Below are 13,711 nucleotides of genomic sequence, written 5' to 3' on the forward strand. Positions count from 1 at the left end.
CCCATAGGAACACCCATAACTATTGAATCAAACACTCTTTTGAGAAATATCAGATAGATTGTTATGGTTTGGCGGGGGTTGTCTTCTTGCTGGTACTTCATTAGTCACATACGGGATAGTAGAGGCTTCTGATACTTTCTCATCTTTTAGCAATGGTGTTTGTCTTTTACCTGTAGTAGGTATTGTTGCCACTTATTTCTATCAGCCTGTACCACAACCTTCCTTACTCATTGGGAAATCACCAGAATATATAACCGCTTACACAGAAGCTTACAAATCAAAAAGAGCAAGAATTTAAGCACAATGGGCATCAGCAGGTTGTCTTAGTGGTGGTGTAGTGCTTGGAGTTTTGGTAGTTGGGTTTGCGATCGGACTGGATGCCGCACAAGAGTGAATTAGAAGAACAAGAGTTGGCAGTTATTAGAAACAGGCCACACGCTACTCATAAAGGAAAAGATGCCTGATAAATTTCTATCTACCATCACGCTTTTGATCGTGTTCTTTCTCGCTGATGTGGTCCATGCTACACCGTTAAAAACCCTCTCTTTAAACTTTACGCGCGAATTAACTGAAAATGATAAGACTGAACATATTATAGGCACGCTCCACTATGATGTAAGGACATCGCGGGTTGTCGTCGAAATTAACCAACCGCTCCAACAAGTAATGGTTGTGAAGGACAATATACTGGAGATTTATTATCCTATAGACAAACAGGCATTCCGTTTTATATCCCAAGGTCGGGTTCCACTTCCGTTTGTCGAATCTATCATTCACTCTACACAAGCGGAATATGGATTGACGGCAATCGGTTATACTTTAGACCAGCACGATGTTGTTGGTGAAGTGTTGTATACTTATTGGACACCACCTGAAAAGGCGAAAGACGAACTTGGTCGCATCATCTTGGGGATGCGTGATGACCGACTCATCTCAGCGGAGGTTAAAAACTCGAAAGGGCATATTATCGGTAGGTCTCGCTATGAGAACCACAGCAAGGTCGGTACAAGTTATATTCCGATGACTATTACCTCCAGTACGTTTGGTGAAAAATCTGAAGTGCTTCAGCGTGAAAAGATCGTCTATAGCAATCCAGAGATAAACATGGAAACGTCAAAAACAATGCTGAATTTCGTAATTCCCGAATCTGTAGAGGTTAAAGAGATCAAATGGTAAATCCCCCCGTCTATCGTATGTTTGTTACTTTCTGTGTGCACTGTTTGTTGATTGTTATGTTCGTGTCGCCTATGCCTGCCAATGAAGCCGCAGATCTTGCCTTCATGCGCAAGTTTAACCCAATAACAACAGAGAAACCTCAAGAAGTTATCCGCTTTAATCCTGAGGAAACGTCGGAATTAAAACTCGCTGCAACGGGGCTGATACGGTTGTATCAGAAATTCATCTCAAGTCAGGACGTTCCAGCGTGCGGCTTCTCACCGACCTGTTCGCGTTTCTGTATGGCTTGCATACAGGAGTACGGTCTGGTGCGTGGCATATTTCTTGCCGCAGATAGGTTGCTTCGGTGCAACGGATCGCAATCAAGGTATTACCATAAAGATGAGGCAACGGGTAAGTACGTTGATCCTGTTTCGGACTATGCAACGCTAAAATAATAAAGAAAGTTGGGTTTCACTACGTTCAACCCTATTGAATGCCACACGCGCATTCAGTGTTGATTCTCTACGAGCTCTATGAACGCTACACAAATACACAAATTCCTGCTCATAGTCTTCCTCGCCAGTACGCTTCTATCTTTCGTATCCGCTGAAGAACCCATTGAATACTATGCCCCTGAAAACGTCCGTAAATTCGCCGATTTTTTGTATGAACAAGGCGATTACCTCCGCGCCGCAGGTGAATACCAACGCTATCTTTTTTCTCTTTCTGAGGAATTGGAAGAAAGCGAGCAAATTCGCTATAAGATTGCCCTCTGCTATCGCTTTGCCGGTGAAAATGAACAAGCCATTCGGAATTTTGAGATGCTTTTGCGGTCGCGTCCACAGAGCCAATTTGCAAGCCGTGCCTACTATCAGATTGGTGCTACCTATTTTCTGATGGATCAATTTGAACAATCTACGCAATTTCTACGTGAAGCCCTGCCACACATAACAGATGCACAGCAACACGCCGAAGCCGAGCAACTTATTGGACTCTCGTACCTAATGCAAAAACAGTGGTCTGAAGCGGGTGAGGTCTTCAAAACATTGCAGGGGTCAGATGTAATCGCCATTAGAGAAAAGGCTTCGGTATATCACGGTTACGCAGAGGCAGGAACGCAGCTACCGAGTCGCAGCCCATTTTTAGCGGGGGTCCTCTCTACAATTGTCCCCGGGGCAGGACGACTCTATACTGGACGTATCGGTGATGCTCTGAATTCTCTACTCACTATGGGTATAGCAGGTTGGCAGGCTTACGATGGCTTTCATAGAGATGGAATATCGTCTGCAAAAGGATGGACACTCGGCACGCTCGGTGGCATCTTCTATGTCGGTAACATCTACGGTTCTGTGATTTCTGCGCGCGTTTATAACCAAAATGTAGAAGCTGAGTTCTTGGCAACCATATCTGTGGAATTGCCGTATTAAAATGGCTAATTAACTGTTTTTAGTCTATATCGGTTTTGAGAAAAATATCTCCATCGAAATCCGAAATCGAATGACTCGTCTGATGTTGGTTGGTGTTGGTGCTAACAACCGGAAGGTCAAACGTGACAGTTTGTGACGCGCCACTGCGGTTGTACACTGCCCAACCCTTTGCAAATTCACGGATGAAGATGCCTGTCACCTCGCGGTACTGAACTGCTTTCTTTTGAATTGGTTGTCCAAGGTCAGCATCCCAGAAGTTGTACCAGTTGTGCAAATGGTCAGAGACAGGAATAGCATTATCATCACCAAAAAGCACATACCCGTCAGAGTGGGTCAAACTGAGTGTGGTAATCATACGCATCCACTGCTGGTTTTCTTCACTGTTCCGCTCCTTAACTCTTGTATCAAGATCCCCCATATAATCCATTACCACGCGCCAACCCTCTAAGCAATTGATTTGTGGCTCCCTCAGATGCCGTTCTGCCCATAGGAGTGTCTCCTCCATCAGCAGCATCTGCTCAAGGTTATACCCTTTGGCGTATTCCTGCTTGTAACACTCCATAAAGATGCCGTTCACGTAGGATGCGGACTTTGGAATCTGACGCATATTTGCATTGACGAGGATTAAGAAGTCTTCACTGACCGCTGCCCGTATTTTGCGCAAGATGGACAATCTCGCCTCTGACTCCGCCTCCCGTGTGAGAATTGTCGCTGACCAATCATCAACAGCGATTGGACTGGTCGCATAATCCTCGTTCCACCAATCCAGCATGATTCCGTCAAAAAGATCGGACTTGTCCAAGGCAACGGCTTGCTTGACCATCAGATTCTGCATATCTGTATTTGTGAAGTCTATGAGGTAACCGAGGACTGCGTCATTTTCGTCTATCTTTTCATCGCCATTTGTGTCTTCACCCCAGCCGACGACGGGTTTACCCTCGCTATCTTTAAGCCAATATGGAGAATCTGGCGGGAAATAACCGACCTCCCACCAGTTGTTCACGTCTGTTTCATTTTCACGCGATACATATCTCGCGTCCCTGTATCGGATTTCAACAAGCAGTAAGAGATTCGGATTTAAATCCCATAACTTCCGTTTTCTTTGACGAGCTGTATCCAATTGACTTGGATTTAAATCTGTTGCCAACCCTGAATACGGTTGCGCTTCTGATATATTCCAAGCAATCCTGAGCAGCGTGTAGGGATGCGCAAAAGCGAGGTCGTGCTGCGCGAGCCGATGAAGTTCATCCATATCTTTCTGATTTTCAGTGCCGTTCCATGCCTGAAAGATGGAAGGGTAATTTCGCTGCGCGTTTTCAGCATTTACCGTTATTGCACCTAAAATGAGAAGTGCGATAAGATATTGCGTCCGAAATGTTTTCACTGTTGCGGATTATCCTTACTATTGTTTGAAGTCTGACTTCAGTCTTCCCCACGTGAGCGTTAACTTATCCTGCGGTTTGACGGCAAGTACACCTTCAATACCTTTGTCCATGAGCTCTTGAATCTCTTGTTGGGAGCGCGCAATATTGGAAATCCGCACTTCGTCTATACGGCCGTGGAGAAAGGGCCCCGCTCCGCGTCCGAGCCACAAAACATCGTCGTTCGGGGTGATATTGCCACCGATTTTGCCTTCGCCGTCTAAGACACCGTTGATATAAACCTTGCCTTCACCGGATTTTCCGTCGTAAGTGCCAGCGATATGCACCCACTTCCGCAACGGCACATCTGTTTTACCTTGAACGACTGCAGGAGCCCAAGCAATCTTATCTGTAGTCATCCGAATTAGGGCCTTCTTGTTGCTCCGCGGTCCCACTTTGTAGGCCTTCTCTTTCGTGGCACCTGTACCGCCAGCAGTTGACCATGCCTCAAGATAAATCCACATTTCGACCGTCAGTCCTTCAACGACATCTAAACTCTCGCTGTCGGGGATTTCTACAAAATCTCTGGGAGCGTTTCCTCCGAAGACGAGTCCACCACCCGGATTGCCTTCACCCCACTTGGGTCCCATGAGTTCACCATCATTTCCGTTACCAGAGAGGTCTTTAACAGTTTTCCCCGCACCTGTTTCAAAGGTATACAGTAAAACGGTGTGTTCATCTTGCGCGAGACTGAGTAATCCATCTCCAGAGGCCAACAAAACAATTAGTGTTACGCAAAACGTCGTGCATATAACATTTTTCATGATAAAATTGTCTCCTCTGTTGAATGTATTCTTAAGATTTTGAATGTGGTTGATATTTTATCATGGATACGTCGGGTGTGAAAGAAAATTTTAATTCGCTACTTAAAAACGAAGCACAACCCATTTTTTCTAAACAAATTGGGTTTTTATCGGTATAATATAGCAAATGGAATCCGATTTCACACTCGTTTCCAGCACTCAATCCTTAGAATCGAATAGGGGCTTAATATGCACTACACATCACAGCAAAATGACTGGCTGGTTCACCCCTTCCGTCAGTCTGCTTCAGTAGAGGAAGCGGACAATCGACTTATTCTCAATAATGGACTTATTCGCCGAACATTCGTCACTTCACCTAATTTCACAACAGTTGATTATACCAATCAGATTACCGGTATCAGTCTTCTTCGGGGCATCAAACCAGAGGCGGTCCTTACGATTGACGGACGCGAATTTGAGGTAGCCGGCTTGAAAGGACAACCCGATTACGCCTATCTTGATTCGGATTGGATTGCGGACTTGGGCAGTGACGAGAACGCATTTCAATTTCGCGAGTATCGAATCAGTAAACCTGAAATCCGCTATCCGTGGGTCCGCAGGCGTTCTACGGCACCATCCGTCTATCCACCAGAGGGCGTAACACTGACGGTTGCGTTTTCATCGCCCCCATCTGTTGACTCCCTTCAGGTTTGCGTACATTATGAATTATATCAAGGCATTCCAGTCTTGTCCAAATGGATCACTATTCGTAATGAGGGGCAACAACCGATTCAATTGGATGGCTTAAGCTGTGAAATCCTTGCTGTCAATGAGCAGGAGAAGCATCGGTTACATGTCGAGAGTGATTATGCCTTCAGTGGAATGGAAACGACACACTGGGGACCGGATGCGGATTACAAGACACAGGTTGATTACCATTATCAGATGCCACTCTTGATGACAAGTCGCTATCCACTCGGTCCGGGGGTATCTCTGCAACCGGGAGAAACTTTCAGGAGTTTTCGCACCTTCGAGATTCTGCACGATAGTGACGATCGTGAACGAAAAGGACTCGCACGTCGTAAGATGTATCGCGCACTGGCACCACAGGTCACGGAGAATCCGATTCTCATGCACGTTCGGAGTGCCGAACCGAACGCGGTACGTTTGGCGATAGATCAGTGTGCCGAAGTCGGATTTGAAATGGTGATTATGACCTTTGGGAGTGGATTCAATATTGAAAGCGAAGACCCAGAATACATTACCACAATGAAAGGATTAACCGACTATGCACACAGCAAAGGGATTCAACTCGGTGGTTATACCCTGATGTGTGCTTCGCGGAATGCGGGTGAAGACTTCAACTGTATTGATCCAGACACAGGGCAGCCCGGAAGTCGGTTTGGACAGAGTGCGTGTCTTGCCAGTGGATGGGCAGACGGCTATTCCCAGCGAGTGCTGAATTTCATAGACGCAACCGGAATGGATGTCATAGAGACTGATGGTCCCTATCATGGTGATGTTTGTGCTGCAAAGACGCACGAACATCATGACAGTTTAGCAGATTCACAGTTGCGCCAGTGGGAAGCGTGTGTACATTTTTACCATGAATGCCGAAAACGCGGTATCTATATCAATTCACCAGATTGGTATTACCTCAACGGTTCAAACAAATGCGGTATGGGCTATCGCGAGACGAATTTCAGCTTACCTCGCGAGCGGCAAATTCTAATTGCCCGGCAGAATATCTACGATGGAACTTATGAAAAGACACCGAGTATGGGTTGGATGTTCGTCCCCTTGGTGGAGTATCATGGCGGCGGGGCAGCCGCGACATTTGAGCCCCTTTGTGATCATCTTGATGATTATGAATCGCATTTAGCACAGAACTTCGGCAGTGGCGTGATGGCGTGCTATCGCGGTCCCCGGCTTTTTGACACTGAACAGACCAAGGTTGTCGTTAAGAAGTGGGTTGACTTCTATAAACAGTATCGTCTAATATTGGATTCTGACCTGATTCACGTACGCCGTCCAGATGGATGCTCCATTGATTGTATGCTTCACGTTAATCCGCTGATCACACCTTGTGGACTCGCGATGCTCTATAATCCTACACGGACGGTGAAACAGATCACTTTGAAATTACCCGTCTATTATACTGGATTATCTGAAGTTGCCGAGATTCGCCAAGAAGAAGGAGCACCTAAACGGTACAAAATTGACCGGAATTACAACGTTGAGATCCCAATTGAGATGGAAGCAAAAAGCGTTAGTTATCTTATTATTGAATCTGGAGTATGAGTTCTCTCTATTTTTTTTGAACAAATTCAGTACTTATCTGCCTAATCTAATAGCGGAAGATATAGCGAAAACTTCTAACGATTAGTGAGGAGACAGATGAAACAGAAATATGTTATCGTAGCACTTTACGCTTGCACGCTGATATTTTCAACGATAGTCGTGCTAAATACTTGGACACAAAATAATCTTTCGGTAGACGAGAAGCGATTTGATCTTGACAAGAATGACGAGCTCAGTGAGGCTGAAAAGGCACTCATGATTAGAGTCATGCGGCTCGAAGATGCCAGAGGCACCCAATTCAGTGAGAGCCAGATCCGGGAGATGCAAAGTGGTCAGCAAGGTAGATCCCGCGGAAGGGGTGGATTCGGAAGACGACGCTCCAGAGTACCTTCAGGACCCCGCTTGGATCCTGAGCAGGTTCAGTTTAGGGATGGCGCAGCCACGGTTCCCGACCGTGAGACATTTGAAAAACTGTCGTATCAGGGAACAGATGTTCGTATTGACACGCAACTTACTGGTATCGAATTCGTAAAATTCCAGATTGAAAGAACGCATACGGAAAATCCGCAACTCTATTTCATGAATACGGAGACGCATCGCTCCCACGGGAGCTTTATGGATGCTGCCGGGTTGGGCCGCGGTCAAGGACAAATGCGAGGTGTGCTGAGTTATCGCCCACTTTTCACGGCACCAAACGGTGAACCCGGTGTTTATACATTTGAATTTAATCCGAACGATGCCTTTCCGTTTGAAGAAATCAAGCTTGCCCACGATCTTCTCGTAGCAAAGATGCCAATCCTAAAAAATCGACTCGGTTATTGTCCATTGTGGGGTGCCATCGGTATTTATAATCGCGAAAAAGCACTCTATGACGCAGCGGAGTTCCCTGTCTATTTTGAGGACGATCTCTATGCCAATATCGGCTATCTGCCACTGAATCAGGCAGCGTCATTCGGTCGGCTGCGTGTATTGGAGATAGATGAGCGTCCTGTAGTTCGAGACATCGTTATCTGCAAAACTTTGCCAAACGAGATGCCACGCGTTGCTGGTGTTATCACGGGTGTTCGGCAAACGCCGCTTTCACACGTTAACCTCCGTGCAATTCAGGATAAGGTCCCCAACGCCTTCATAGACAAAGCGTGGGAGAATAACGCCATTGCACCGCTCATCGGCAAATACGTTTACTACAAGGTCAACCACGATGGTTTTGAAATTAGGGAAGCGACGCTTAAAGAAGTAGAAACCCACTTCGCTGATCTGCGTCCCTCTAAAACACAAACGCCTGAACGTGATCTATCTACTAAAAAGATTTCGCCCCTTGATGACATTGAATTCGCAGATTCTTCGAGTTTTGGCGTAAAAACGACGAATTTGGCGACCCTTCGTACATTCGGATTTCCTGATGGAACTGTGCCAGATGGGTTCGGGATACCCTTCTATTTCTATGATGAATTTATGAAGCATAACGGCTTCTATGCGAAAATTGAGGCGTTGCTCAAAGATTCAGCATTTCGGAATTCACAGGACACGAAGGCATCTGAATTGAAAAAACTCAGAGATGAAATCGAAGCAGGTGAGATGCCGGTATGGATGATGAATGCCCTTTCAGAATTACATAACGCATTTCCAGAAGGCACGCCTCTCCGATGCCGTTCCAGCACGAACAACGAAGACCTCCCCGGCTTCAGTGGCGCGGGGTTATACGACTCCTACACGCATTACCCGAACGAGGGGCATCTGTCAAAATCGGTTAAGCAGGTATTTGGAAGCCTCTGGAATTTCCGAGCGTTCGAGGCGCGTGATTTCTATCGCATCGACCACCTGACAACCGCTATGGGGGTACTTGTCCATCCCAACTTCTCAAAGGAGTTGGCGAATGGGGTTGCTGTAACCGATGACGTTGTCTATCAAACAGTAGGAAATTATTATCTCAACACCCAAGTCGGTGAGGACCTGGTGACGAATCCTGAAGAACAGTCTATTCCAGAGGAGATCTTGTTGGATTGGTGGGACAGCAATGACTATAGGGTTGTAACTACGTCTAATCGGACGACCGATGGCGCACGCATCTTGAAGGATGAGTACTTACGCCAACTGAATCTCTATCTCGGCACGATACATAATAAGTTCAGTCGTCTCTATCCACCGGATTTAAGAACAGATAAATTCGCCATGGAAATTGAGTTCAAGATTACCAGTGAGGGTAAGCTCTCCATCAAGCAGGCAAGACCATGGGCACAGTAAGTCAGTCAATTCAATATTGGCATACGCGATGCCCTGTATCGCGCATGCCTCGGTTTTAGTAGTTGGTTCGGGGACGTACCTCAATTGGCTTTGAGTTTTCCCCATGTCACCGCGAGTTTATGTGCCGGATCTACAGCGAGAATTGTGTTAAACCCAGAATTCATAAATTCCTGAATTTCCTTTTGAGACTTCACCTCATTAGAAACCCAGAGTTCGTCCATACCGCCAATAAAATGAGATGAGCTAGAAGTCCGCCGATATCCGATGTCAAGGCTGGGTTCTCCAGAAACATCAATGACCCCGCCGCCAGCAATTGGACCCCCGTCGTCTTCTTCGCCGTTGATATAAATAATCGCTTCTTTGCCATCCCAAGTTGCGGCGACGTGACTCCATTCGCCTTCAGCAATCGTGGTTTGCCCAATAAAGTCTTTGACATGATACGTTGTCCAGACGACCCTCTTTGAACCGTGAAACCCAAATTTCCACCCGGCTCCGCCGTCCATCTCCACGATATTCTGCCAATTGGTAATTCCATCAGGATTTATCCATGCCCCGACACTCATAGGATGCGAGAGTTCCTTTAGAGGTGCCGCGTTTTCGACTGTAATAAACGTCTTACCGTCAAAATTAAAACCTTTCTCAAACTCGCCATCAATCCAATCTGCTTTTCCATCAACAGTCCCATCATTTCCATTGCCTGAGAGGTCGGTGAGGGCATCTCCTTTCCCCTCGTCGAATGTGGCAAGGAACACAATATCTTTCGGTAGTTCAGCGTATATGCTTCCGACACATACTGTTAAGATGAGGAGTGAATAGACTAAAGTTCGCATTTTACAACTCCTTATAGGGAAATTGCCAGTGGCAAAATCTACTGATTTCAACTTAATAGTGATGCGAAAAGTCTCGTGATATCCTCTGGCATCACGCTGCATCCCATTTCAATCGTTGCTCATTAGCACAGGTTACGACTTACAAGATTTTAGACGAATATATCCCAATTTTGGTTGAAGATAAGAAAATTTCCGCTAATCGCGGTATTCTATAGTAATGTTAATCCGCTTTCTTAATTTTCCCCCAGACTGTGCGAAATCTATCCAATGCTGCTACGCTCAGACCGCTCGGAGCGAATTGCTCAACGGTTGGAAGAATCGCGGGCCCCAATCCTTCTGCAACCCCGCCAACAGCATAGATTTTATTCGTAATAGTACCAACTCCCAAGAAAACTCTCGCCGTTGGCATCTCGGAAGTTTCTGTCCATGTGTCCGTGTCGGGATCGTATATTTCAACGGTTGTTAGTCCAGGCCCTTGCACACTGGAGGTCCCCCCAACGGCGTAAATTTTCCCAGCCACAACGCCCAGAGCCAAAGCCGTTCGGGGTGTAGGTATATCTGCTTTCTCTGTCCACGTTTCTGAGTTAGGATCGTATTCTTGAACCGTTGTGAGCACGGGGCCTTGCACGGCCGGTGTTCCGCCAATGAGATATATTTTTCCCTCAATGCTCGCGGCGGCCATCCCTGAGCGGGGTGTGGGCATATCTGCCTTTTGTGTCCATGTATCGTTTGCTGGATCATATTCTTCAATGGTCGGCAATATGGGCCCGACATTTTGCGCGACACCACCAATGGCGTAAATTTTGCCACCTACAGCAGTCGCGGTAAAAAAGGATCGAGGTGTAGGCATATCTGCCTTTTGTGTCCATGTATCGGTTGCTGGATCGTATTCTTCAACGCTTCCAAGGGCTGGAGATTGTCCGTTCCACCCGCCGATAGCATAGATCTTCCCACCGACAACACAGGTTACAACACCAGCGCGTCCCGCTGGTAGACTCGCTTTCTGAACCCATTTGTCCGCATCCGGGTCATAAGCATCAACAAAGCCAATGGGTTCAGCGAGCATTCCGCCGATAGTGTAGAGTTGGTTATCAACAGCAGATACGGAGAAAAAAAGTCTCGGAATAGGCATGTCTGCTTTTTGGATCCAGTTTTCAGCTGTAGCGTTATGTATCAAATTGAAAGTGAGTAGGGCAGCGAATAGCCAGCCCGAATAAAAAAACAAAGGTTTGTTTGATTTTATCATAAATTTTCTTTTCATTGAAAGAACTTCTCCGTTCAGTTTAGAAAGTATTAACGATTCCACCAGTAGGTCAATTTCCCGACAACCGTCCAACCGAGAAGTTTGAACCCACCATCACGGGTGTCATAATTCTGATCAAAGACGAAATAAAGGTCGCTACCGGGACGGTAGATGTAGTTAACCAGGAAATTCGCTGAGAGTACGTCTCTGTCCGTACTCCATTGTGTGAACAACTTTGTGAAAAGTGTCGTCGAAAAGGAGTAACTGACGCGTCCACCGAAAGCATTGGCATCGAATTCTTCACCGGATAGCGTAATTCGGTTGAATTCGATGAAGGGTTCTATACTCAATTTGGCGGTCGGTCTGGCGGTTGCATCTATTGAGAAACCGCGTCTCGTTCCGCTGTAAAACTCACCGAATTCCACACGCAGTTCCCCACCGATCATCCGGCTGCTGCTACTACGAATTGAGGTTTGAAATGAAGTGAAATTGTAATCATCTGCCGGAATCTCGATCCCTTGAATCCGAAAACCACGATCAAGATTTTCTGTTGTATTCTTAACTTCAAACCCAATGTCGTCGCCTGTTACAAAATCGAATTCTGTCTCAAACGTTATTTCTTGGGTTTCCAACTCGTTTGCTTGGGTGAGGACGAGATCGATATCTGGTCCAATCTGAATCTCGCGAATGCCAAATTTATCGGGCCACGGCGTATAACTTCCACCGCCGCTAAAGCGACGGACATCCCTACGTTGAATATAGCCGACTTCCGGGTTGAAATCTTCACCGATGTCTGTGTATGAAGCGTCGAGTCGAAAGAGGTTCGTTCGCCAATCCCCGCCGATAAAGAAAGCGTTGCTATTTCCAGAGACATCCGTTTCAAAGGTGCGCGCCCCCAACCCTTGGATGTTAATCTCCCGCGTCGGACGATAGGAGAAGTCAAGTCCCGCTGTGTTATTGTATGCATCAGCATCTTGCTTATGGATAACGATGCCACCGACAGTTGATCCGTCTAAAATGTCTCGATTCACCCGCATTACCGAGTAATTCGTGCGAGGTTCGTCAACGGGGGGTTGACCTATCTGAAATTCGTCATCCTTAAACTCGTTTGTCAGGACATTTAGAATTCCTATGTCATAAGGTCCAATTTTTCCCGTCATTTTGCCACCGCCGAGAATCGGGATTGCGTTTCCCTTTGCGAGTCCGATACGACGGCTGTAAAAGAGCAGTAAAGGGGGAGGCCTTTGGAAACTCGGACGTGGGATACCGACATCAAAAATACTGGCACCTTCTAAGAAAAATGGGCGCTGTTCTGGAAAAAAGAGGCTGAAGCGCGTGAGGTTCACCTGTTCCTGGTCTGCTTCCACCTGAGCGAAATCGGTGTTGAACGTTACATCGGCAGTTAGGTTTGGGGTTACGCCATATTTAAGGTCCAAGCCACCCTTAAAAGACGCAAATGCATCGCCACGATGGATCTGAACTTCGCCGTACTTAACGTCCAAGCCATCTTCCCTTCCGTCAACTCCCGATGTATAACTTGCCCCCGGCAGTAGGTACGGTAGCAATTCCAGATTTCTTGACGGTGTGATGCCCTCTATTCCTTCAAGCGTGCCGAAATAGGCGGTGCGATACTTTGCCAATCCACCGTAGGTCTTAGGAGCCTCATTCCACGCATCAATCTCTTGCTTACGTGCGATTTCGCGTCCGAAATTTATCCCCCAGTTCATCACGTCGCTACGTTCAAAACGGAGTTGGCTGAACGGAATGGCAATTTCTGCTGTCCAATTGTCTTCATTAATTCTGCAGCGGCACTCAAAAACAATATCCCAACTTTGGTTGAGACTACCGCCGCTATTGGATACCGCTGTGTCCTCGACTCCACCTACTGGCGTGAAACGAAAGAAAACGGCATTTCGCCGATCGTTGTAAGTGTCTAACAACAGAAACCCGTAGTCATTAGAGCGCAAACCTGGAGAATCCCGTCGCATATCGTTGGCAACGACCTTATCCATTTCTGAATCGTAGAATATAAATCCGAAGTACAGTTTCTTGTCATCATACATAATGCGTATTTCGGAATCTTCTGTTGCCGGTTCGCCTTGATCGGGTTGAATCTGGTATAGTTGACGGATCGGTTCTACGGTCTGCCAAACGGGTTCGTCAAGAATTCCGTCAACTCTAATTTCCTCGGAAATGCGGTGTGCGGACATGCGCGGTAACTCTCGTTCGGTCTGGGCGTTGACACTGTGTGGCACGAATAGCACGCACACCCAGAGGAAAATAAAAAAATTGAGGCTTCTCAGACAGGATCCATACTGAAAGTTAGTAGTTAAAAATTTCATAC

General features: G+C 46.6%; 10 protein-coding genes. 5 read left to right on the top strand and 5 right to left on the bottom strand.

Features of this window, described 5'->3' with window-relative positions; translation table 11 throughout:
• The first annotated feature begins 456 nt into the window (after positions 1-456).
• From OXN25_11055 to OXN25_11065, 3 genes are all read left to right on the top strand, one after another.
• Complete coding sequence (locus OXN25_11055) at positions 457-1,176, top strand: hypothetical protein (protein MDE0425398.1); 720 nt, start codon at positions 457-459, stop codon at positions 1,174-1,176.
• Positions 1,170-1,613 carry a membrane protein insertion efficiency factor YidD gene (gene yidD / locus OXN25_11060; protein MDE0425399.1) on the top strand — a complete coding sequence of 148 codons (444 nt, stop codon included), beginning with the start codon at positions 1,170-1,172 and terminating at the stop codon, positions 1,611-1,613. The genes OXN25_11055 and yidD overlap by 7 nt, the downstream gene beginning before the upstream one ends.
• A gap of 78 nt (positions 1,614-1,691) precedes the next feature.
• Positions 1,692-2,585, top strand: a complete 894-nt coding sequence (locus tag OXN25_11065) for a tetratricopeptide repeat protein (GenBank protein MDE0425400.1) — start codon at positions 1,692-1,694, stop codon at positions 2,583-2,585.
• A 19-nt stretch (positions 2,586-2,604) separates the two neighbouring features.
• Here OXN25_11065 and OXN25_11070 read toward each other — a convergent pair whose 3' ends face one another.
• Positions 2,605-3,969 carry a putative glycoside hydrolase gene (locus tag OXN25_11070; protein ID MDE0425401.1) on the bottom strand — a complete coding sequence of 455 codons (1,365 nt, stop codon included), beginning with the start codon at positions 3,967-3,969 and terminating at the stop codon, positions 2,605-2,607.
• 18 nt (positions 3,970-3,987) lie between these two features.
• Positions 3,988-4,770, bottom strand: coding sequence for a LamG domain-containing protein (locus tag OXN25_11075; GenBank protein MDE0425402.1), 783 nt, complete (start codon positions 4,768-4,770; stop codon positions 3,988-3,990).
• Positions 4,771-4,998: 228 nt separating this feature from the next.
• On the opposite strand from OXN25_11075, the gene OXN25_11080 reads away from it, so the two are divergent.
• Positions 4,999-7,050: an alpha-galactosidase gene (locus OXN25_11080; GenBank protein ID MDE0425403.1), complete on the top strand. Its 2,052-nt coding sequence runs from the start codon at positions 4,999-5,001 to the stop codon at positions 7,048-7,050.
• Between the two features lie 96 nt (positions 7,051-7,146).
• A complete protein-coding gene (locus OXN25_11085; protein MDE0425404.1) occupies positions 7,147-9,294 on the top strand; it encodes a hypothetical protein in 2,148 nt (715 codons plus the stop codon).
• Positions 9,295-9,374: 80 nt separating this feature from the next.
• On the opposite strand, the gene OXN25_11090 is transcribed toward OXN25_11085, so the two are convergent.
• From OXN25_11090 to OXN25_11100, 3 genes are all read right to left on the bottom strand, one after another.
• Complete coding sequence (locus OXN25_11090) at positions 9,375-10,124, bottom strand: LamG domain-containing protein (GenBank protein MDE0425405.1); 750 nt, start codon at positions 10,122-10,124, stop codon at positions 9,375-9,377.
• A gap of 220 nt (positions 10,125-10,344) precedes the next feature.
• Positions 10,345-11,385, bottom strand: a complete 1,041-nt coding sequence (locus OXN25_11095; protein MDE0425406.1) for a hypothetical protein — start codon at positions 11,383-11,385, stop codon at positions 10,345-10,347.
• A gap of 32 nt (positions 11,386-11,417) precedes the next feature.
• Positions 11,418-13,709: a DUF5916 domain-containing protein gene (locus OXN25_11100; GenBank protein MDE0425407.1), complete on the bottom strand. Its 2,292-nt coding sequence runs from the start codon at positions 13,707-13,709 to the stop codon at positions 11,418-11,420.
• Positions 13,710-13,711: the final 2 nt, after the last annotated feature.

This window comes from Candidatus Poribacteria bacterium (assembly GCA_028820845.1).
Lineage (GTDB): Bacteria > Poribacteria > WGA-4E > WGA-4E > WGA-3G > WGA-3G.